Genomic DNA, 23,112 nt, shown 5'->3' on the forward strand with positions numbered 1-23,112 from the left:
ATTAATCCTGATAATATAATAGCATTAACTAGCTATGGTAAAGCCTTAGCTGAGTCGGGAAATTATGAAAAAGCTTGTGATATTTTTGAGAGGTCTTTAAAAATTAATCCTGATGATATAATAGCATTAACTAGCTATGGTAAAGCCTTAGCTGAGTCGGGAAATTATGAAAAAGCTTGTGATATTTTTGAGAGGTCTTTAAAAATTAATCCTGATGATATAATAGCATTAACTAGCTATGGTAAAGCCTTAGCTGAGTCGGGAAATTATGAAAAAGCTTGTGATATTTTTGAGAGGTCTTTAAAAATTAATCCTGATGATATAATAGCATTAACTAGCTATGGTAAAGCCTTAGCTGAGTCGGGAAATTATGAAAAAGCTTGTGATATTTTTGAGAGGTCTTTAAAAATTAATCCTGATGATATAATAGCATTAACTAGCTATGGTAAAGCCTTAGCTGAGTCGGGAAATTATGAAAAAGCTTGTGATATTTTTGAGAGGTCTTTAAAAATTAATCCTGATGATATAATAGCATTAACTAGCTATGGTAAAGCCTTAGCTGAGTCGGGAAATTATGAAAAAGCTTGTGATATTTTTGAGAGGTCTTTAAATATTAATCCTGATAATATAATAGCATTAACTAGCTATGGTAAAGCCTTAGCTGAGTCGGGAAATTATGAAAAAGCTTGTGATATTTTTGAGAGATTTTTACAAATAAAATCTAATAATTACATATCTTTTATATACGCTAGATGTCTAGAACATTTGGGTAAATACACAGATGCCATATCTCAACTGCAAGCGATAGATTTTGATAGTCTCCCCCAATATCATATAAATGTTATTCATATTACTTTAGGAAGACTTTATTATTGTCTTCAATCTTACGAACAAGGAAATAAGTATTTTAACTTAGCACTTGCTAACTCAGATGATAAAGAGAAGTCAATACTATCCAGTGCTAGAAGTATTCTCGCTCATAATCCTTATAATGAAACTGCTATGAAGATGTTACAACAAATTGCTGAAGAATCACCACGCTATTCTCAAGCACTGGAGATGTTGTCACTAAATTTAAGTGAAGAAGAATATTTTAAAATGGTCAAATCTGATTATCAAAGTGGTGTGAATGACACCGAAATACTAAATCGAGCAATTTATCATAAAATTGCTAATGAAATCAGTATTCTCAAAGGCATTGCTTACCGGATTTTGCGTTTTTCTCAAACAGAAGATCCCTTACTTACAGGTATTATTAATGATATTGAGGATGTATTTGAAGAAGTTAACCGTCGTCGAGCATTAGAAAAATCCCAAATTTCCACTATTGCTAATGATGAATACGAGCAAATTATAGCAATTATTTCCAAAACTGCTCACGATATTTCTGATTTTGTTAATAATCAGTTAGCAATTATTGAGTCTAAAACTAGACGTGCAATGAGAAAACTTGCTGTTGATGACCCTCACTATAAGCAATTTGAGAAACTATTAACACAACTAGAATTTACTCAAATTGCTCTTAATGATCTCAAAGCCATTAATGAAGGGATTAAAATTAAAAATCATCATTTTAAAATCAAAAAACTATTTGAAAAATGGGAAGCTAACCCTCATATTGATAATGCTTCTATTACTCTGGATATTAAAAATGGTGATTCAGAGTTTAATGGTGATGAAGAAAAGATCAAAAGTATTTTAAATGAATTAGTAGAAAATTCCCTCAAACACAATGCTAAAAAACTAGATTTAAACATCTCCATATCTACAGAGGATATTATCAATCCTCCGGGAATCCGTGGTGCTAATATTCCTGGTGAGCAAAAATATCTATTAATTGAGTTTAATGATAATGGTCAAGGAGTTCCCCCAGATAAAAAAGATTGGATATTTCAACCTTTAAAAACTACCGCTAGTGAAGGTCATGGTAGTGGTTTAGGATTATTCATTATCCGCAAAACATTAATACAGATGAACGGACACATCCAAGAAACTGGATGGAAAGGAGCTAGATTTAAAATCTATATTCCTTATACAGAAAGCAAAAATACTTAATTGTGTTAAATTTGATATAAGTCACACTATCAGGTTATACTAGGAATATAGTATAATTTGCTTTGTGTCATTTTTAAATCTCTGAAAATTATAGAATTATGCAGACTAAAAATATTCATTTGCTATTGGTGGAAGATAATTCTGGCTACCTCACTCAACTTATAGAGTGGTTAAATGATTATGGTTATCGTCAGATTCAGACTGCTTCTAGTGTAGTTGAAGCAACAGAAAAGTTATGTGATCCTTTTGATGTCATAATTGCTGATATGCGAATGGAGCAAGATAACAGTGGATTTGTGATTTTGGAAGAGGTAAAAGCACGTAATCTTTCATCAGTGGTGATTATCCTCACTGCTAATGATAATGTGGTAGATTGTCGGAATGCTTTTAAATTGCAAGCATGGGACTATATTTCTAAAACCATGCGGGGTAATGTTTTTGATGCTCTCCACGATTCTATCCAAGAAGCTATTACCTATTTTAATCGGTGGGGTAATGTTCACAATGAACAATGGATAACTGAAAATCTGGAAATTTTAGAAAAAGACTATTGGGGTAAATATATTGCAGTTATTAATAAAACTGTGATTGAAACAGCAGATAATGAAGATACCCTCAACGCATTACTTGAGGAACGAAAATTAAGACGGTTTTTAACTACTATTAGAAAAATAGGTGATTTACAACCAATTTCTCAACTTATAAAATTACCAGAAAGTCCGAAACTAGAATATAAAAGCACTTTGCAATGGGATGTTAGACAAAATCGTAAAAATGAGGATTTAAAATTTAGTGTCCTTAAAACTATTGCTGCTTTTCTCAATTCTGAAGGTGGAACTTTAATTATTGGAGTTGAAGATGATGGTAATATTTTTGGTTTAGAGCAAGATTTAGTGATACTTTCCAAAGGTTCTCTAGATCAATTTGAGCAGACAATTGTACATCTAATTTGTACGTACATTGGTGCTGGTTTTATGTCATTAGTTACGGTCAGATTTGAGACAATAGACAGTAAAACAGTATGTGCAATTGATGTCAGAAAATCAGATATAATAGCTGTGATGCAAGGTAAAGATAAAAAATCAGAACTCTATATTCGTGCTGGTAATACCTCAAAATCTCTTGATATTTCAGCAACAGTAGAATTTTGTTTAAATCAGAACAAAAACAATATCAAGAGTTGATATAATATGAGAGAAAATTATGATTTTTCTCAATCTATTAAAAATCCCTATTCTAAACAGTTGAAAAAACAAATCACAATTGATTTAGAACAGGATGTAATTGAATACTTTGAAGAAATAGCTCAAGAAACTGGCATTTCTTATGTAAAATTAATTCATCTTTATCTGCGTGAATGTGTGGAAAATCAACACAAATTATCAATAATCAAACAAATAACTTAGACGGAACATAAAAATATTTACCTAAAACTTCAGCTTGTTCTGCATTGATATTACAATCACCTTTAAGGATAGCATTGACTATTTCCTGATCACCTTCTTTAAGACCTAAAATATTTAATAAATCTGCTTCATTCATTCCCCTTTCTTCCATCAAATGTTGTAAAACTTGTAGAGGTTTTGCTGGTTCTAAAGGATGATTTTCAGTTTCATATTTTTCTACCAACATCACTAATAAATCATATAAAGCATCTTCTTCTGTGGTTCTATTTTTGTTAAAGAAAAGCCGTTCAACTTCTTGTAATGCTGATTGATATTCATTACGATCAATAGCATAATTTATATCCTTTCCCATCCTGTAAATCCTGAAATCCTGTACTTCGACTTACTTCGACTGCGCTCAGTACAAGTCGCTCAGTAACCAGACATCCTGATTCAGACAAAAAAATCACTACAATCAATAATATAATTTATATCTTTCATCATCCTGAAAATCCTGAAATCCTGTACTTCGACTTCGCTCAGTAACCAGACATCCTGATTCAGACAAAAAAATCACTACAATCAATAATATAGTTGATATCTTTGATCATCCTGTAAATCCTTACATCCTGTACTTCGACTTACTTCGACTGCGCCCTTCGACACCGCCCTTCGACACCGCCCTTCGACACCGCTCAGGACAGGCTCAGGACAGGCTCAGTACAGGCTCAGTACAAGTCGCTCAGTAACCAGACATCCTGATTCAGACAAAAAAACCGACAACCAGACGAACCAAAAACACCAAGAAAAATCAACAGTAGGGACAATTCATAAATTATCCCTACCGCAAATTAGAGTAGGGTATTAACCACGGAAGAAGGTGCTACCCCATTTTGGGAATCATTAATCGTAGTATTTGCGCTTTGTGGCTGAATTTCTTCCTGTACACCCCGCACCTTAATCAACCGAATAGCACGACTCACACTTTCCGGTAAAATCACCACCAGACTACCATCAGGAGCCATATCCAAACCTTTATTAATGGCTTGGGTTTCATCCAGAATTGATTCATAACGGCAATTAGGTTTAGCCTGATTAATGCCTTGAATAATCAAATCTGCGGCTGATCCCCGTGGTCTGCCTCTAGTGTCATCATCTTCTTTCACAATGATGTAGTCAAAAATATCAGCTGCTAATTTACCCAGAATGACAAAATCTTCATCCCGGCGATCGCCCGGTCCCCCAACTACACCTATGCGCTGTCCACTTGTCCAGTTACGAACAAAAGATCCCACAGCTTCATAACTAGCAGGGTTGTGGGCATAATCTACCAAAGCATGATATTTACCCAAATTAAACAAATTCATCCGTCCTGGTGTTTGACTCACTGAAGCGCGGAAAGTCCTCAAACCAGAACGAATTTGTTCAATACTCACATTCTGTACAAAAGCTGCCAAACTTGCTGCTAAAGCATTGGCAATCATAAACGGCGCTTTTCCGCCCATTGTTAAGGGTATATTTTCTGCTCTTTCTATCCGATGTGTCCAATCGCCTTTAACAATTGACAGATAACCATTTTCATATACTGCCGCTACTCCTCCCTTCTGGATGTGCTTTCGCACCAGTTCCGAGTCAGGATTCATGGTGAAGTAGGCAATATTGGCTTTTGTTTTTTCTGCCATCGCTGCTACTCTGGTATCATCAGCATTGAGAACTGCATAACCATCAGGAAACACCGCTTCAGCAACTACACTTTTCAGGTTTGCTAACTGTTCAATAGTATCAATATCACCGATACCTAAATGGTCAGCAGCCACATTTAACACCACACCCACATTAGCCGCATCAAAACCTAACCCAGAACGGAGAATACCGCCCCGTGCCGATTCTAATACAGCCACCTCCACAGTCGGATCTTGCAGGATCACATGGGCGCTTTGGGGACCCGTGTTATCTCCAGCTTCCACCAAGAAATCACCGATATAAGTACCATCTGTTGTGGTATAACCGACAACTTTACCTGTTTGCTTATAAATGTGTGCTAACAGACGAGTTGTAGTAGTTTTACCATTAGTACCAGTGACACTGAGGATAGGAAGACGGCTCGGTTTTTCGTTGGGGAACAGCATATCCATGACTGCGCCGGCAACATTGCGGGGAGTACCCACACTGGGAGCAACGTGCATCCGAAAACCAGGGGCGGCGTTAACTTCCACGATCACACCATCCATTTCTCTCAGCGGACGGCTAATATCCGTAGTGACGACATCCAAACCTGCAATATCCAAACCAATGATTTTCACTACCCGTTGTGCTAACCAGACATTTTCCGGGTGAATTTCGTCGGTACGGTCTACAGCAATACCACCTGTACTCAGGTTAGCCGTTGCCCGCAGATAACAAATTTGCCCCTTGGGAGGCACACTATTAACGGTGTAACCTTGTCTTTCTAATAGCTGGTAGCTGGTACGATCTAACTCAATTTTAGTCAGGACATTATCATGACCTTCACCGCGATTTGGGTCTTTATTGGTTTCATCAACCAATTCAGCAATAGTGGATTTACCATCACCAACTACATGAGCGGGAACTCGTTCCGCTACAGCTACAACTTTACCATCTACCACTAACACCCGATGGTCACGCCCAACATAATACCGTTCCACAATAATAGAACGGGAAACCTGTCTAGCCGCGTCATAGCCTGCTTCAGCTTCATCCCAATTTCTGATATCAATGGTGATACCACGTCCATGATTGCCATCTAGAGGTTTGATGACTATAGGATAACCGCCCACATATTCAATGGCTTCTTCCAAATCATCCAAGAAGTTAATCACCGTACCTCTGGGTACTGGTACACCATTGGTAGCGAGGATGCGTTTGGTGGCTTCTTTATCACAAGCTAATTCTACACCGAGAATGCCTGTTTTATCGGTCATTGTGGCCTGCATCCGTTTTTGATTCACACCATAGCCGAGTTGAATCAGAAACCTGGCGGCTAGAGGCATCCAAGGAATACCTCTTTTTTCTGCTTCTTTGACTATTGCTTCTGTAGAAGGACCAAGGGAAGCATCACGCCAAAAGTCTTTAAGGTCTTGAATATCCTGCTCTAACTCGGCTTTAGGATAACGACCCCGGTCAACAATGCTTTGACAAAGCCGCACTGCTGCACGTCCCGCATAACGTCCCGCTTCTTCATTTAAGTACTCAATCACTACCTGGTAAACTCCAGGAGTGGCAGTCTCACGGGTACGGCCGAAACCTACGTGCATTCCAGCTAGTTCCTGGAGTTCTAAAGCTACGTGTTCTACGATATGACCCATCATGGTGCCTTCTCGTACACGCATCAGAAAACCACCACGACAGCCCGGTGAACAATAGTGACCCTCCAGACTTGGTAGGGCTTCAACTAATCCTTCATAAAAGCCTGGGATTTGATTTGAGGGTGTTTCGGCAAGATTTTCCAAATCAAGGCGCATGACGATTAGTTTATGGCGTCGAATGCTCCAATAGTTTGGGCCGCGTAAGGTCTGGATCTTGAGGATTCTCATGGGAATAGGTAGATGGAGATTCGGAACCAAAATTCTAGTTTCTTACTGAAATTGACCGCTAAACTGTTCACTATAAACAGTTTTTTCTTTTTAGATAGTATTTGTCTATTTTTTTTGGTAACAACAAATAAATACGCGGTCAACCAGTGTAACCTCAGATACTCTATCCCGTCAGCTGGAGATCCGATGCACAGCGGGTAAAACAGTACGTTGGTAAAGATGGAAGCGATCTCCGTAACTGAGGATATGTAGACGTAAATTATGTACAGTTAATGGTTCGTTAGCACTAACATGGGGTTCGTTAGTATGGGTAAGTTCTGTAGGATCAACAATTGTGACGCTACCTTTACCTAATACTTGCAACCAACCATCACGTTCAAACACAGCACAAGTATCTTCATCAATGCCAATACCAAGACGATCTGGATGGGCTGCGATCGCACTAATCAATCTTCCCATGCGATTGCGGTTGTGAAAGTGTTGATCGACGATAACTTCAGGAATAAATCCTAAACCTGTGGCCATATCAACCAGGGAACGATTGGGCGTTTCCCCACTACCTCCACCTGCAATCATGTGATGTCCCATGACTGCTGCCCCCGCACTCGTTCCTGCTAAAGTCAGTTGTCCTGCTCGCACCCGCTGGCGGATAATATCCATTGCCGGTGTATCTGACAGAACTCCACAGAGGCGCAATTGATCTCCCCCTGTTAAAAAGACCCCAGTACAGGCTTCTAAGGATGCCTGAATTTGAGAGTTGTCGCATTGTTCGCGTTCACGAATGTCTAAAATCTCAACCTTTTCCGCACCCATTTCTTCAAAAATGCGAATATACCGACCACCAATGATGGCTGGTTCGCGGGAGGCAGATGGAACAATTGTAATATATGCCTTACTAGCACCAGCACGAGCAACAAAAGTCCGCAAGATTTCGCGTCCGTGAACTTTGTCTTCTGCGCCTCCGATAACTAGAACGGCGGTTTTAGTTGCTTGGGGTGTCCTCATTTCCAGCGATTTAGCTTTTAATTGCTGCATTGTGTTTCTGTGGTCAACAACTTCAGGAACCATCGCCTTTAAAGGTTTCCCAGGCTTGTGGCGAATGGCTTGTGAATTTAATCAGGTTTAGTCGCCTGTTTCTTTTCGCCCTTTGCTTTTTTAAGAGGACACTTGTGATCAGTTTCAGAGTTGCTAAATTTGACTCTCCAACTTTTCCTTAAACGCAGATGAAGTTTAAGTTCTGTCATGTCCGTTACTGTTCCTCATCACCAGCGCCTTGTTTTTCACCTTTCTGCTGATTCCAGAGTGGTAGAATAATAGTGCTTTCAGGCTGGGTTTACCCTTTAGTTTTGGGGGCGAAAGCAGGTCTTGACACTCTTTTTTCTGAAGTTGGCTCGATACATCCTGGAAGTTGTTAACTTTGGTGGGATTATTAATTTAAATTTAGTTGTGACAATATTTAAACATAAATTAAGTAATTAGAAAAACTTTTGCTCCCACCAAAAAGATAAGAATTCTGGTACTTTTAGATACTATAGCTCCGGTTTATCTCTAGTATTACCTCCTCCTGACTTCACAGGAACTCTTAATGGGATAAAGATGGGAAGATAGAAAGATGGGAAGATGGGGAGAAATATTTACTTACGTTCTGCCTTGTGCCTTCTGTCTTGTGCCTTGTGCCTCATTGGTAATTTACGTTAAATGTCCCAATCTCATCTTAGTGTCATTAAATACGATTTATTGTGCGTTTTGATATAGTTACACTTTTTCCTGATAGTTTTAGTTCAGTTCTGGGATCTGGTCTTTTGGGCAAAGCCCTAGCCAAGCAGATTGCTGAAGTACATCTGGTTAATCCCAGGGATTTTACCACAGATAAACATCGTAAGGTAGATGATGAACCCTACGGCGGTGGTGTGGGGATGCTGATGAAGCCTGAACCGATTTTTGCATCTGTGGAATCTTTGCCGATTTTACCCCGTCGAGAGGTAATTTTGATGAGTCCCCAAGGTGAAACAATAAATCAGCCCCTGCTGCGAGAATTAGCAACAAATTATGACCAATTGGTGGTGATTTGTGGACATTATGAAGGGGTAGATGAAAGAGTGCTAAATTTAGTCACTCGTGAAGTATCTTTGGGTGATTTTATCCTCACCGGTGGCGAAATTCCGGCGATGGCGTTATTAAATGGCGTTGTACGCTTACTACCGGGAACTGTAGGTAAGGTAGAATCTCTCAAGGCTGAAAGTTTTGAGGAAGGTTTATTAGATTTTCCCCAGTATACCCGTCCTGCCAATTTTCGCGGTTGGAAAGTCCCAAATGTGCTACTCAGTGGTAATCATGCGGAAATTGCCAAATGGCGTTTTCAACAACAAATTCAACGCACCGCTTCCCGTCGTCCCGATTTGCTGGAAAAATGGCAACAAGAGAGGGAACAGGGGACTGGTGACTGGTGACTGGGGACTGGGGACTGGTGACTGGGGACTGGTGACTGGTGACTGGTGACTGGGGACTGGTGACTGGTGACTGGTGACTGGGGACTGGTGACTGGTGACTGGTGACTGGTGACTGGTGACTGGGGACTGGTGACTGGTGACTCCTGACTCCTGACTCCTGACTCCTGACTCCTGACTCCTGACTCCTGAACTTCTATTTTTTATGAACATCAGAATTGGTAACGGCTACGATATTCACAGATTGGTGAGCGATCGCCCTTTAATTTTGGGTGGTGTTCACATTCCCCATGAACTCGGTTTGTTAGGACACAGTGATGCTGATGTTCTCACTCACGCCATTATGGACGCAATGCTGGGAGCTTTATCTTTAGGAGATATTGGCCATTATTTCCCCCCCAGTGATCCCCAATGGAAAGGCGCTGATAGTCTTGTGTTATTAAAACAGGTAAACCAGTTAATTATTGATCAAGGTTGGAAAATTGGCAATATTGATTCTGTTGTTGTTGCAGAACGCCCCAAATTAAAACCCCATATTGCTACAATGCGAGATAAATTAGCAGCAGTTTTACAACTAGAACCAAATCAAGTTGGTGTCAAAGCTACTACTAATGAAAAATTGGGTCCTACAGGTAGAGAAGAAGGTATTTGCGCTTATGCTGTGGTTTTGTTAGTGGCTGGTGATTAGTTAATAGGAGGATGAGAAAATGTTTAGTTTAGATAAACCTGAAGAATTAGTTAAAATCAGACTAATTTCTAATATTTGGAATAATCAAGTTGATTCACCAGAAAAAATAGAAAGTTTATTTCAACTACCTTCTCCAGATATTATTGTCTTAGATCAAAATCAGCAAATTGCATTATTAGTAGATATCACAACGCAAGAAATTCTGAAAAATCATGAAAATAATTTATCAAAAGTCAGCAACCTATATTTACAAAACTCTCAGGAAAACCCTAGATTTGCTAATATAGCAAATCTAACAGAAATTAAGGTTTTTAAATCTATTAAGGGCGTATTTGTCAAGCCAGAGATATCATTAAATACAGGAAAAATTCTCAGCCATTATGATTCAGAATTTGGCGAGAAAACAATATTTATAATTTATAATTTAATATTACAATCTATCCTAGATCATGCTCAATTATATCCTCAAGAAAATAAAGCATTTATTAGTAATAATAGTAAAGACTTTGGTACATCAGAAGTTAAAAATGCTTTAGAACAAGCAGGAATCAGATATTTGACAATGACACAGCATTTTCTCGACTGGTTTAATAATTCCCGTTCATCAACCTAAATAGTATTGAGATTTTGTGGTTATATTAGATTTTGTGGTTATATTTTGTGAAAAAAATTATGAAATTCAATAAAAACATTCTCAATCACACAACACGCCTTTTATTACTCATCACCATCCTGTCATTTACAGCATTATCAATCACAGGTTGTAACCCCAGCAACTTCAAAAGTAATGCAACTCAAAAAGTACCACAATTAATCACCAGTATACTCAGCGATCCCAAAACCTTTAACTATGCCCTCAGTTCCGAATCACCTAATATTTTCGGTTATACTTATGAGGGACTAATTAGCCAAAATCCTATTACGGGTGAACTAGAACCAAATTTAGCTGAATCCTGGGAAGTTTCCGAAGATAAACTCAAAATTACCTTCACTTTAAAGGATAATTTAAAATGGTCAGATGGTAAACCATTAACCGTTGATGATGTCGTCTTTACCTATAACGATATTTATCTGAATGAAGACATTCCCACTGATGTGAGAGATATTTTGAGAATTGGAAAAGATCGCAAATTACCAACCGTGAGAAAAGTTGATAATAAAAGAGTAGAATTTAGTGTACCCGAACCTTTTAGACCATTCTTACAAAGTGCTGGTGCTGCTATTTTACCTGCTCATGTATTAAGAGAATCGGTAAAAACAAAAGATCAAGATGGTAAACCTAAATTTCTAACAATGTGGGGTGTAGATACTCCACCTGAGCAAATTATTGTCAATGGACCTTATAAAGTAGAACGTTACGATACCAGTCAACGGATACTTTTCCGTCGTAATCCCTATTATTGGCGTAAAGATGCACAAGGTCAATCCCAACCTTATATTGAGCGTATTATTTGGCAAATTGTTGAATCTACAGATACATCTTTACTGCAATTTCGTTCTGGTGGGTTAGACTTTGTAGGGGTGACACCTGATTATTTTTCTTTGCTAAAAGCACAAGAAAAACAAGGTAATTTCCAAATTTATAATGGAGGTCCTTCATCAAGTACAAGTTTCATTTCTTTCAATTTGAATAAAGGTAAAAGAAATGGTAAACCCCTTGTTGATCCGATTAAATCACGTTGGTTTAATAGTGTGGAATTTCGTCAAGCTATAGCTTACGCAATTGATCGAAAAACCATGATTAACAATACTTTTCGTGGTTTAGGTCAAATGCAAAATTCGCCGATTTCTGTGCAAAGTCCTTATTATCTCACTCCAGAACAAGGATTAAGAGTTTATAATTACAATCCTGAAAAAGCTAAGGAATTACTACTCAAATCTGGTTTTAAATACAATGCACAAAATCAATTAGAAGATGCACAAGGAAACCGGGTGAGATTTGCTTTACTTACCAATGCAGGTAATAAAATCCGTGAAGCAATGGGTTCGCAAATTAAACAAGATTTGAGTAAAATAGGTATTCAAGTTGATTTCACACCTTTAGCATGGAATACTTTTCTAGATAAACTTTCTAATACTTTAGATTGGGAAGCATCGTTGTTAGGTTTAACAGGTGGTTTAGAACCCAATGACGGTGCAAATGTTTGGTCTCCTGAAGGTGGTTTACATATGTTTAACCAAAAACCCCAACCAGGACAAAAACCAATTCAAGGTTGGGAAGTTGCACCTTGGGAAGCAAAGATACATCAACTTTATATTCAAGGCGCTCAAGAATTTGATGAAGCGAAGGTCAAGGAAATTTATGCTGAAAGTCAAAAAATAACACAGGAGAATTTACCCTTTATTTATTTGGTAAATCCCTATTCACTAGGAGCAGTAAGAAATAAGTTCGCAGGAATTAAATATTCTGCTTTGGGTGGTGCTTTCTGGAACATTTATGAAATTAAAATTACAAAGTAGGTGACTGGTGACTGGTGACTGGTGACTGGTGACTGGTGACTGGTGACTGGTGACTGGTGATTGGTGACTGGTGACTGGTGACTGGTGACTGGTGACTGGTGACTGGTGACTGGTGACTGGTGATTGGTGATAAATAATTATCTATTACCCCATTCCCTATTCCCTATTCCCTATTCCCTATTCCCTATTCCCTATTCCCCATTCCCTATTCCCTATTCCCCATTCCCTATTCCCTATTCCCCATTCCCCAAAAAACTGCTGTGAGTCAACCTGAAAATTTAAAATCTCTATTAGAATCTGTTGCTAATGGTACAATTTCCCCAGATACAGCTTTTGAATCTCTCAAAGATTTAGCTTATGAATCTGTGGGTGAGTTTGCCAAAATCGATCATCATCGTCATTTAAGAACCGGTTTCCCCGAAGTTATTTGGGGTCCTGGTAAAACTCCTGAGCAAATTGCTCAAATTATGGAAGTGATGCGTCATCGTACTTCCGTAGTCATGGCCACTCGTATTCAACCAGATGTATATTCTATCCTGCAAAAAAAAGTCAGAGGTTTACAATACTTTGAATTAGCAAGGATTTGTGCGATTATTCCCCATGAAATTCAACCGCGTTTTCCCGGAGAAATAGGTATAGTTTCTGCTGGTACTGCTGATTTACCCGTCGCTGAAGAAGCTGCTATGACTGCCCAATTATATGGTTTTCGGGTACAACGTCTTTGGGATGTGGGTGTGGCAGGTATTCACCGCTTATTAAATAATCGTCATTTGCTTAATTCTGCATCTGTATTAATTGTTGTGGCGGGTATGGAAGGCGCTTTACCAAGTGTAGTTGCAGGTTTAGCAGATTGTCCAGTGATTGCTGTTCCTACTAGCATCGGTTATGGTGCAAGTTTTGGCGGTTTAGCTCCTTTGTTAACAATGCTTAATTCTTGTGCAGCAGGTATTGGTGTAGTTAATATTGATAATGGCTTTGGTGCAGCGGTGTTAGCAGGACAAATTTTGCGAACTTCCGAGAAATTACGCTTGGCATCGGATAAAGAGTTAGGTTAATACAGTGAAAACTGCGTATAATTTCGGTAACTGCTGATTGGATCAATTACTGCTAATTCAATAAGCTGATCACCCGTTTGGTAAAGAGATTATGGAATATTTGCATTTTCATGATACACTGTTTTCCCTTTTGGGAAATATACACATTGATATTAACTTTGTAGCTACTAAGATACAAGACCCAGATGTTTTAGGACAGATGCAAAATGCTTGGAATAACTTTGTTAAAACAGGTCAAGTTTGGGCAATGTTAATTGGGATGGTTATCGGCTATATGTTTAAGAGTTTAACAACTTACGGTTGAATGAATTTTGGATTTTAGATTTTAGATTTTAGATTTTAGATTTTAGATTTTAGATTTTAGATTTGGAATTGATATTCATTCAAAGTCTAAAATCACAAATTGTTATTACCTCTCCTTTCTAATTTATGACCGAAAAACAAACTTGGAGCCAGCGGTTTGAAACCGCTCTACATCCAGCGATCGCTCGTTTTAATGCCAGTATCAGTTTTGACATTGAACTCATAGAATATGACATCACTGGTTCTCAAGCTCATGCTCAAATGCTGGCTCACACAGGAATTATTTCCCCAGAAGAAGGAGAGCAATTAGTTACAGGTTTAGAACAAATTAGGCAAGAATACCGAGAAGGTAAATTTCAACCTGGTATTGATGCCGAAGATGTGCATTTTGCTGTAGAAAAGCGACTTACAGAAATTATTGGCGATGTCGGTAAAAAGCTACATACCGCCCGTTCTCGTAATGACCAAGTAGGAACAGATACAAGACTTTATTTACGCGACCAAATTCAACAAATTCGCCGATATTTAAGGGAATTTCAAAAAGTATTACTAGATATAGCGGAAAACAACGTTGAAACCCTCATTCCTGGCTATACCCACCTTCAACGCGCCCAACCGCTGAGTTTAGCCCATCACCTCTTAGCATACTTGCAGATGGCACAACGGGACTGGGAACGTTTAGGAGATGTTTACAAACGAGTGAATATTTCCCCCTTGGGTTGTGGTGCTTTAGCGGGAACGACTTTTCCCATTGACAGACATTACACAGCAAAACTATTGCATTTTGATGATATTTATGCTAATAGCTTAGATGGAGTCAGCGATCGCGATTTTGCCATAGAATTTCTCTGTGCAGCGAGTATGATCATGGTTCACCTCAGCCGTCTTTCGGAAGAAGTGATCCTGTGGGCATCAGAAGAATTTCGCTTTGTCACCCTCAAAGATAGCTGTGCCACAGGTTCTAGCATCATGCCCCAAAAGAAAAACCCCGACGTACCAGAATTAGTGCGCGGAAAAACAGGGCGTGTTTTTGGTCATCTTCAGTCCATGTTAGTAATTATGAAAGGTTTACCCCTGGCATATAACAAAGACTTGCAAGAAGACAAAGAAGGTATTTTTGATGCTGTGAACACAGTTAAAGCCTGTTTAGAGGCTATGACTATATTAATGCAAGAAGGTTTAGAATTTCGACCCCAACGCCTAGCACAAGCAGTAGCAGAAGACTTTTCTAATGCTACCGATGTCGCAGACTATTTAGCAGCGCGGGGAGTACCTTTTAGGGAAGCTTATAATATCGTTGGTAAAGTCGTGAAAACCAGTATCGCTGCTGGTAAACTGCTGAAAGATTTAACCTTGCAAGAATGGCAACAAATACACCCCGCCTTTGCAGAAGATATTTATGAAGCCATATCACCCCGTCAAGTAGTTGCAGCCCGTAATAGTTACGGTGGTACAGGCTTTGAGCAAGTTAAACAGGCGCTCATTGCTGCACGTACTCAAATTTTATAACAATAAATTGGTAATTGGTGATGGGTGATTGGTGATTGGTGATTGGTGATTGGGAAAAAAATAAACTGTTGCCTTCTGCCTTTTGCCTTCTGCCTTTTGCCTTCTGCATCCCAAAAACAAGGGCGTACAGATAAAAATAAATGTACGCCCAAACATAGCAAATTAATTCCAGAGTAAATATTCAAAGAGTAAATATTCAAACAGTCAAATTAATCAGCAGCGTCCATTGCTGCTGCCCCTGTTTCTTCATCTTCACTCTTAGGTGGTCTTTGTTGGAACCGTCTTTGCATTCTTCCTGTAGTAGTCCGTTTACGAAACTTCCTGGCATAAGCCTGGTTCCGTAGCGCCTTTTCTTTTTTCGGGTTACGGCGCTTGGCCATATTCACCTCATGAATAAACAACAAAAAACCTACACTCAGGCAATATCCAGTTACCGATGTTATTGATACACTTTCAGCCTAGTGTAGAAATGAAAATAGTTGAAACAGTATCCTAGTCTACCTTATTTAATGGAGGTATGTCAAGCCGGATTGATCATAATTTTTCTTATGAGTCAGGAGTTCAAGGAGTCAGGAGTCAGGAGTTCAAGGAGTCAGGAGTTCAAGGAGTCAGGAGTTCAAGGAGTCAGGAGTTCAAGGAGTCAGGAGTTCAAGGAGTTAGGAGTTTAAGGAGTTTAAGGAGTTTAAGCAGTTAGGCAATTACTGACAGCAGATGTTAAAATTGACTGATTCTCAGAATGACCATGAGCAAGTCCTAAGTTGACAATTTCATAGACAAAACTATACTTGTATTGACAAAAATCAATATATTTTTAGGAAAAAATCAACTACTTGATATATAATAAATACGGTGATATCAAGTATTGAATTGAGACTATTGCCGACGCGAAAACCAAGCAATGATGGTGGTAGTCTTTTTCAGAAACTTAATTGGAACACAATCGCGTCTGGCTAAGGCGTGAAAGTCTACTGAGGGATAACTGCTCCCATGCTCCCGTTGAAGTAGAAAGTAAAGTCTAGTTTTGTCTAGGTTTTATATAGCAGAATAATAAACCTAATACTTGATAGAGTTGTATAAAAAAAACGAAAATCATCTTTTGTGAGTTACATTTCTATCAAGTGTTCGCCAATTAACAATTACAAAATAAGAATTTGAAGATTGAATATTCTGGCTTTTTTTAGTTCATTAATTAAATCTATTGGTAGCTTATGGCACGTTGGAAAAACAGTATTGGGTATTATTTTTCGCCATCCCATTACTGGTACTAGCGTGATTCCCATTTTACCTGATGGTAGAATTGTTTTGATTCGTCGCAGTGATGATGGTTGTTGGTCTTTACCGGGAGGAATGATAGACTGGGGAGAGGATATTGCTAGTGCAGTTTGTCGAGAATTAAAAGAAGAAACTGGACTAGAATTATTAAAAATTCGGCGTTTGGTAGGGGTATATTCTGCACCAGATAGAGATCCAAGAATTCATTCTATTTGTATTGTGGTAGAAGCAGAAGTACAAGGAGAAATGAAAGTTGAAGATAATTTAGAAGTGTTAGAAATTCAAGCTTTTGATCCTAGTTCTTTACCTCAACCTCAAATGTCTCATGATCACGCTAGACAGTTAGAAGATTATTTACAAGGTTTAACAACTTTGGCATAATTGGTAATTAGTCATTAGTCATTAATTTTCTTTACCAATTAATAAATAAGCTGTTGTGCATTTAATTTATATAAGGTTAACAGGCAAGATGCCTGTTCCACAAGACTTAAGAATATTAAGATTATACAGTTTAGCTGCATAACAGCTTAACTTCAATCTGAAATGCGATCGCTGATCTTGTAGGTTGGGTTAAGGAACAAAACCCAACAAACTATCCCTAAAACTAGCTAAACTGTATAATCAAAAAACCTGAACTTACAGTAGCACAAGCATCTTGCTTGTATTAATTATTCAAGTTAAAGGCACAACAGCTTAACTTCGCTCTAATTTTATTACTGCTATATAAAACCTAGACAAAACTAGACTTTACTTTCTACTTCAACGGGAGCATGGGAGCAGTTATCCCTCAGTAGACTTTCACGCCTTAGCCAGACGCGATTGTGTTCCAATTAAGTTTCTGAAAAAGACTACCACCATCATTGCTTGGTTTTCGCGTCGGCAATAGTCTCAATTCAATACTTGATATCACTGTATTATATATCAAGTAGTTGATTTTTTCCTAAAAATATATTGATTTTTGTCAATATAAGTATAGTTTTGTCTATGAAATTGTCAACTTAGGACTTGCTCAATTACTCAATTACTCAATTACTCAATTACTCAATTACTAAAAATTACTAAAGTGACAACTACAGCAAATACAAATCATCAAGAGTTAGTCGGTTTGATTTGGAGTATAGCCGACAAACTCCGGGGACCTTACCGCCCTCCCCAATATCGGCGGGTGATGTTACCTTTGATAGTGTTGCGGCGATTAGATGCGGTATTAGAACCAACCAAGAAAGCTGTACTGGAAGCCCAAGTAAAATATGAGGGAATGGGGATAAAAGGAGACGCACTAGAAAAAGCGATCGCCAAAGTTGCCACAGGTACAGAGAGAACTCAACCTTTATACAATCTCAGCAAGTTCACATTTAATACATCTGACACCTCATCCACAGAACCTAACTATATTCCCCAATATGTAAGTTTATTGAGTGACCCAGATGGCATTACCAGTAACTTACGCAATTATATCAATGGTTTCTCCCCCAGGGCGCGAGATATATTTGAAAAATTTGATTTTGATGCGGAAATAGAAAAACTCGATGAAAGTAATCGCTTGTATTTAGTGATTAAAGAACTTTGTAAACCAGAAATAGATGTATCACCAGAGAAACTTTCTAACCTACAAATGGGTTATTTATTTGAAGAATTGGTGAGAAAATTTAATGAACAAGCAAACGAAGAAGCGGGAGACCACTTTACACCCCGTGAAGTAATTCGCTTGATGGTAAATTTGGTTTTTTGTGATGAACAAGATGTTTTTAAACAAGGTATTTATCGTTCTATTTATGACCCCACAGCCGGAACAGGGGGAATGTTATCAGTAGCAGAAGAACATATTAAAAATCAGAATCCCCAAGCTAACTTAGGATTATTTGGGCAAGAATATAACCCCGAATCCTATGCTATTTGTTGTGCAGATTTACTGATTAAAGATGAACCCATTGATAATATTATTTATGGCGACACCTTGGGAGTAAAAAACGCCAAAGCTAAAAGTAATAACTTCTTACCCCAGGACGGACATCCTGATAAAAAATTTCATTATATGTTTGCCAATCCTCCCTTTGGAGTAGAATGGAAACCAGAGCAAGATTTTGTGCAAGATGAATATGAAAGCTTAGGATTTAATGGCAGATTTGGCGCAGGTTTACCACGCATTAATGATGGTTCATTGTTGTTCCTGCAACATAAGATATCAAAAATGCACAAACCACCAGAGGAAGGGGGAGACGGTTCAAGAATTGCCATTGTTTTTAATGGTTCACCTTTATTTACAGGAGATGCGGGAAGTGGTGAAAGTAATATTAGAAGGTGGATCATTGAAAATGACTGGTTAGAAGCGGTAGTTGCATTACCTGATCAGATGTTTTATAACACCGGAATTTTCACTTATATTTGGTTAGTTACTAATAAAAAAGCGGATCATAGAAAAGGTAAAGTCCAGCTTATTGATGGTACAAAACATTACCAGAAAATGAAAAAGAGTCTTGGTAATAAGCGCAATGAATTATCCCCCGCACATATTACCGAACTGGTGCGATTATATGGAGATTTTCACCACAATGGTATTAGTGAAGTAGAAACAGATGGACAAATAGAACAGCGAGTATGTTCTAAGATATTTGATAATCGGGAATTTGGTTTTTTAAAGATTACTGTGGAACGTCCATTAAGATTAAATTTTCAGGTAAGCGAGGAACGTTTAGGGAGATTATGGGAACAAACAGCGTTTCAAAATTTAGCTACTACTAAAAAGCGCAAAGATGAAAAAGTACAACAGTTAGAAATATTAGAGGGTAAAAATCTCCAATCACAGATTATTGATGCTTTGCAAAATATGCAAGCTGATAAACTGTATTTATCCCGTACAGAGTTGGAAACAGATTTAAATAAAGTGTTAAAAAAGGCAGGATTGACATTAAAAGCACCTGTAAAAAAAGCCATTTTAGCAGCATTAGGAGAAACAGATCCACAAGCAGAAATTTGTACAGATGCTAAAGGAAATCCTGAACCTGATAGTAATTTACGTGATACAGAAATTGTTCCTTTACCAGATAATATTCCCTTACCTTTACCTTTGGAATATGGAGACAAAGCGAGTGTCAATGAATTGATTAAGTTAGTAGACAACCACTGTCAAGAATATTTAGAAAAAGAAGTTTTACCCCATGTTCCAGATGCTTGGATTGATTTTGATAAAACTAAGGTAGGGTATGAAATTCCTTTAAATCGCCATTTTTATGTATATCAACCACCCAGAAATTTAGATGCAATTGAGGATGATATTAAATCTTTGGAAACGGATATTATGGCGATGTTAGGGGAAGTGGTATAGGTTGTAGTAGCAGAATTAAGATCCCCGACTTCTTTAATATTCTTGTCCAGAAATTATTAATTAATGGTAGAAGTCGGGGATCTGGGTATGATGGAAGATTGTTAATAAAAGTTTTCATCTTGTCCCTAGAATATGCTGTAAAATTAAAAGATAGATTGGGGAGATTTTAGTAATGGCATTAGTGATTTTAGATGAACAATTAGAAAGTATTCAGCTTTCAGAAGCAGTCAGACAAAAGGCTTTACAAAAAGCCAAGGAAGGTTATGTAATGACATTATTAGAAGTAGGAGAAATTACCAGTGGTAGGGCTGGTAAAATTCTGGGCATTTCTCGTTTAGAAGTCATAGAAATGATGAAAAGATGGGGTATTTCTCTTTTTGATGATTCTCAAACCTTGGATGAATTACGTCAAGAAGTAGAACAAGCAGAATTAGCAAAATTAATTTTAAATCAACATAATTATTAAATGATAATCGTTTCTGATACTACGCCAATTAGTGAATTAGCTAAGGTAAATCATCTTGATTTATTACCCAAACTTTTTGGTAAAGTTATTATTCCCCAGGTGTTCAAGGTGTTTTAGATGAGATGCAAGCACAGGGAATGAGAATTTCTGACAGACTTTATGTACAAGTTTTGACTTTGGTACAGGAACAGGAGTAAGAATAAAAAAGAAGTAGGGTATTTGTTCAGGTATAATAAAAAAATAGATTAGGGAGATTTTATAATTATGCAAATCACCATAGATTTACCAGATAATTTAACAGATAAGATTCAAAATGAATGGGGTAATTTACCACAAAAAATCATTGCCAATCTTGTCTTAGATGCTTTGCGGGAAGGTTTAATTGATTTTCAGGAAATGAAGGAGATGCTTAACTTTTTCTCTGAAGCTGAATTACAGGAGTTTTTAAAACAAAAGAATATGCTGCATACTAAAGGAATACTCAATTTATCTGGTGCTTGTGCGGATATTGATTTTAATATTGATGAACTAGGGATTTATGAAGATAGGGATGATGATTTAGTTGGGGTGTTTAATGAATAAAAATTCTTTAGTTTATTTATTAGATACAAATGCTTGTATTATGTATCTCAAGGGTAGGTCATTAGACATCTCCACAATAGAATGTATTAATTTGTAATATGTTGTAGGGGCGAAGCATTTGGGCGATAATTTAACGGAAAAATCAGACATCTAGATATCCCATAAGCTTCGCCCTGCCCCCATAAATAAGTTCCATAATTTCTTTTCTGGAGATGTCTATTGAGTATTAATTATCATCTCGATAATCTAGAACCTGAAAAAGTTGCGGTTTGTTCTGTGGTCAAGGCTGAGTTATTTTATGGATCAAAGCGAAGTAATAACCCTGAAAAAGCTTTGAAGATTCAAAAATCATTTTTATATCAATTTGTATCTTTACCTTTTGATGATAATTGTGCGGAAGTTTATGGACAAATTCGGGCTGATTTAGCTAAAATTGGTACTCCTATTAGTTCCAATGATATACAAATTGCTGCTATTGCTTTGGCGAATAATTTAATATTAGTAACTCATAATGTGAGAGAGTTTAGCAGAATTGACGGGTTAAAGTTTGAAGATTGGGAAGTTAGTTAAATGGGTAAGTATCAGGGTTATGATAAGTATAAAGATTCTGGGGTTGAGTGGTTGGGGGCGATTCCTAATCATTGGGAAGTTATACCTATTAAATTCTCTTTATCTATGCCAATTACAGATGGACCACATGAAACTCCAGATTTATTAGATGATGGAATACCATTTATTTCTGCTGAAGCTATTAAAAATGATCAAATTAATTTTGACAAAAAAAGAGGCTATATTTCTTTAGAAGAACATAAAAGATTCTCTAAAAAATATAAACCTAAATATGGTGATGTTTATATGGTTAAATCCGGTGCAACTACCGGAAACGTAGCTCGTGTTCAAACACATGAAGAATTTAATATATGGTCGCCTTTAGCAGCTTTAAGACCTAATCAAGAAAAAACAACAACTGATTTTTTATTTTATGTGATTAAGTCAAAACCTTTCTTCTATTCAGTGGAACAAAGTTGGAGTTTTGGTACACAGCAGAATATAGGAATGGGAATTATAGCTAATATTAGAATTACTTTTCCCCCATTAGAAGAACAAGAAAAGATCGCTCGATTTTTAGACTATAAAACCAAACAAATAGATGAACTGATAGCGAAGAAAGAAACCCTGATTGAAAAACTGGACGAAAAACGCACGTCCCTTATTACTCACGCAGTCACCAAAGGACTAGATGTAAATGTCCCGATGAAAGATTCTGGTATTGAGTGGTTGGGTGATATTCCGAAGCATTGGGAAGTAAAAAGATTACGCTACACAGGGTTTTGTCAAAATGGAATAAGTAAAGGTGCTGATTATTTTGGTTTTGGTTATCCTTTTGTAAATTATACAGATGTTTATGCAAATCCAGAATTACCAAAAATAGTAAATGGATTAGCTAATTCTACAGATGAAGATAGAATAAATTATTCAGTCCAAACAGGAGATATATTTTTTACAAGAACATCAGAAACTATAGAAGAAATAGGCATTACATCAACTTGTTTACAGTCCATTGATAATGCAACTTTTTCAGGTTTTTTAATCAGAGTTAGACCCTTTGCAAACTTAATATTTCCAGGATTTTCAAAATATTATTTTAGGTGTCAACTGCATAGATTTTTCTTTGTAAAAGAAATGAACCTTGTTACTAGAGCATCATTAAGTCAGGAACTTTTAAAGAAATTACCAGTATTATTACCTCCACTCCAAGAACAACAAAAAATAGCTGAATATTTAGACTATAAAACCAAACAAATAGAAGAACAAAAAACCAAAATTAAACAAGCCATAGACCTATTAAAAGAATACCGCACAGCCTTGATCACCAATGCCGTCACAGGTAAAATAGATGTGAGGAAAATTCCCATACCTAAAATATAGTTAATGTAGCTAAATAAATCAAACCTGTAATCATAAAACCTGATGCTAAAACATTTTTAAACCCGTTCCCTATTCTCTACCA

General features: G+C 37.3%; 21 protein-coding genes. 17 read left to right on the forward strand and 4 right to left on the reverse strand.

Annotated elements, in window-relative coordinates; genetic code table 11:
* From H5968_RS07875 to H5968_RS07885, 3 genes are all read left to right on the forward strand, one after another.
* On the forward strand, positions 1–2,055 hold a 2,055-nt coding region (locus tag H5968_RS07875; protein WP_187039493.1), incomplete at its 5' end, for a tetratricopeptide repeat protein.
* 98 nt (positions 2,056–2,153) lie between these two features.
* Positions 2,154–3,239, forward strand: coding sequence for an RNA-binding domain-containing protein (locus H5968_RS07880; protein ID WP_187039494.1), 1,086 nt, complete (start codon positions 2,154–2,156; stop codon positions 3,237–3,239).
* Between the two features lie 6 nt (positions 3,240–3,245).
* Positions 3,246–3,461 carry an antitoxin gene (locus H5968_RS07885; RefSeq protein ID WP_187039495.1) on the forward strand — a complete coding sequence of 72 codons (216 nt, stop codon included), beginning with the start codon at positions 3,246–3,248 and terminating at the stop codon, positions 3,459–3,461.
* Here the strand turns inward: H5968_RS07885 and H5968_RS07890 are convergent.
* The 3 genes from H5968_RS07890 to H5968_RS07900 form a co-directional block, all read right to left on the reverse strand.
* On the reverse strand, positions 3,445–3,813 hold the full coding sequence (locus H5968_RS07890; RefSeq protein WP_187039496.1) for a type II toxin-antitoxin system HigA family antitoxin: 369 nt from the start codon (positions 3,811–3,813) through the stop codon (positions 3,445–3,447). The genes H5968_RS07885 and H5968_RS07890 overlap by 17 nt on opposite strands.
* Positions 3,814–4,291: 478 nt before the next feature.
* Complete coding sequence (gene cphA / locus H5968_RS07895; RefSeq protein ID WP_187039540.1) at positions 4,292–6,994, reverse strand: cyanophycin synthetase; 2,703 nt, start codon at positions 6,992–6,994, stop codon at positions 4,292–4,294.
* A 171-nt stretch (positions 6,995–7,165) separates the two neighbouring features.
* Positions 7,166–8,029: a cyanophycinase gene (locus tag H5968_RS07900; RefSeq protein WP_187039497.1), complete on the reverse strand. Its 864-nt coding sequence runs from the start codon at positions 8,027–8,029 to the stop codon at positions 7,166–7,168.
* A 704-nt stretch (positions 8,030–8,733) separates the two neighbouring features.
* On the opposite strand from H5968_RS07900, the gene trmD reads away from it, so the two are divergent.
* The 7 genes from trmD to argH all read left to right on the forward strand — a co-directional run bounded on the left by trmD (position 8,734) and on the right by argH (position 15,456).
* A complete protein-coding gene (trmD, locus tag H5968_RS07905; protein WP_187039498.1) occupies positions 8,734–9,444 on the forward strand; it encodes a tRNA (guanosine(37)-N1)-methyltransferase TrmD in 711 nt (236 codons plus the stop codon).
* A 202-nt stretch (positions 9,445–9,646) separates the two neighbouring features.
* Positions 9,647–10,129 (forward strand): 2-C-methyl-D-erythritol 2,4-cyclodiphosphate synthase, encoded by a 483-nt coding sequence (gene ispF, locus H5968_RS07915; protein WP_187039499.1) that lies wholly within the window; start codon positions 9,647–9,649, stop codon positions 10,127–10,129.
* A 19-nt stretch (positions 10,130–10,148) separates the two neighbouring features.
* Positions 10,149–10,742, forward strand: a complete 594-nt coding sequence (locus tag H5968_RS07920) for a hypothetical protein (protein ID WP_187039500.1) — start codon at positions 10,149–10,151, stop codon at positions 10,740–10,742.
* 59 nt (positions 10,743–10,801) lie between these two features.
* The gene (locus tag H5968_RS07925) at positions 10,802–12,589 is read left to right on the forward strand and encodes an ABC transporter substrate-binding protein (RefSeq protein ID WP_187039501.1); all 1,788 of its coding nucleotides are present in this window, start codon (positions 10,802–10,804) and stop codon (positions 12,587–12,589) included.
* A gap of 260 nt (positions 12,590–12,849) precedes the next feature.
* Positions 12,850–13,644, forward strand: coding sequence for a nickel pincer cofactor biosynthesis protein LarB (larB, locus tag H5968_RS07930; protein ID WP_187039502.1), 795 nt, complete (start codon positions 12,850–12,852; stop codon positions 13,642–13,644).
* 91 nt (positions 13,645–13,735) lie between these two features.
* Positions 13,736–13,948, forward strand: coding sequence for a hypothetical protein (locus tag H5968_RS07935; RefSeq protein WP_187039503.1), 213 nt, complete (start codon positions 13,736–13,738; stop codon positions 13,946–13,948).
* A gap of 125 nt (positions 13,949–14,073) precedes the next feature.
* Positions 14,074–15,456 (forward strand): argininosuccinate lyase, encoded by a 1,383-nt coding sequence (argH, locus tag H5968_RS07940; RefSeq protein ID WP_187039504.1) that lies wholly within the window; start codon positions 14,074–14,076, stop codon positions 15,454–15,456.
* A 209-nt stretch (positions 15,457–15,665) separates the two neighbouring features.
* Here the strand turns inward: argH and H5968_RS07945 are convergent, their stop codons facing one another.
* Entirely contained in the window at positions 15,666–15,836 is a 171-nt protein-coding gene (locus tag H5968_RS07945; protein WP_187039505.1) for a hypothetical protein, read from the reverse strand.
* Between the two features lie 778 nt (positions 15,837–16,614).
* Between H5968_RS07945 and H5968_RS07950 the strand changes: the two genes are divergently transcribed.
* From H5968_RS07950 to H5968_RS07980, 7 genes are all read left to right on the forward strand, one after another.
* Complete coding sequence (locus H5968_RS07950; RefSeq protein ID WP_187039506.1) at positions 16,615–17,109, forward strand: NUDIX hydrolase; 495 nt, start codon at positions 16,615–16,617, stop codon at positions 17,107–17,109.
* A 682-nt stretch (positions 17,110–17,791) separates the two neighbouring features.
* Positions 17,792–20,053 (forward strand): class I SAM-dependent DNA methyltransferase, encoded by a 2,262-nt coding sequence (locus tag H5968_RS07955; RefSeq protein ID WP_187039507.1) that lies wholly within the window; start codon positions 17,792–17,794, stop codon positions 20,051–20,053.
* Positions 20,054–20,225: 172 nt separating this feature from the next.
* Positions 20,226–20,519, forward strand: coding sequence for a UPF0175 family protein (locus tag H5968_RS07960; RefSeq protein WP_187039508.1), 294 nt, complete (start codon positions 20,226–20,228; stop codon positions 20,517–20,519).
* A 137-nt stretch (positions 20,520–20,656) separates the two neighbouring features.
* The gene (locus H5968_RS25570) at positions 20,657–20,716 is read left to right on the forward strand and encodes a hypothetical protein (RefSeq protein WP_242027421.1); all 60 of its coding nucleotides are present in this window, start codon (positions 20,657–20,659) and stop codon (positions 20,714–20,716) included.
* Positions 20,717–20,783: 67 nt separating this feature from the next.
* On the forward strand, positions 20,784–21,101 hold the full coding sequence (locus H5968_RS07970) for a hypothetical protein (protein ID WP_187039509.1): 318 nt from the start codon (positions 20,784–20,786) through the stop codon (positions 21,099–21,101).
* 219 nt (positions 21,102–21,320) lie between these two features.
* Positions 21,321–21,671 carry a type II toxin-antitoxin system VapC family toxin gene (locus H5968_RS07975; RefSeq protein ID WP_187039510.1) on the forward strand — a complete coding sequence of 117 codons (351 nt, stop codon included), beginning with the start codon at positions 21,321–21,323 and terminating at the stop codon, positions 21,669–21,671.
* The gene (locus H5968_RS07980; RefSeq protein ID WP_187039511.1) at positions 21,672–23,030 is read left to right on the forward strand and encodes a restriction endonuclease subunit S; all 1,359 of its coding nucleotides are present in this window, start codon (positions 21,672–21,674) and stop codon (positions 23,028–23,030) included.
* Positions 23,031–23,112 lie beyond the last annotated feature (82 nt).

Origin of the sequence: Sphaerospermopsis sp. LEGE 00249, assembly GCF_014299995.1 — a bacterium.
In the GTDB taxonomy this organism is placed as follows: Bacteria; Cyanobacteriota; Cyanobacteriia; order Cyanobacteriales; family Nostocaceae; genus Sphaerospermopsis; species Sphaerospermopsis kisseleviana.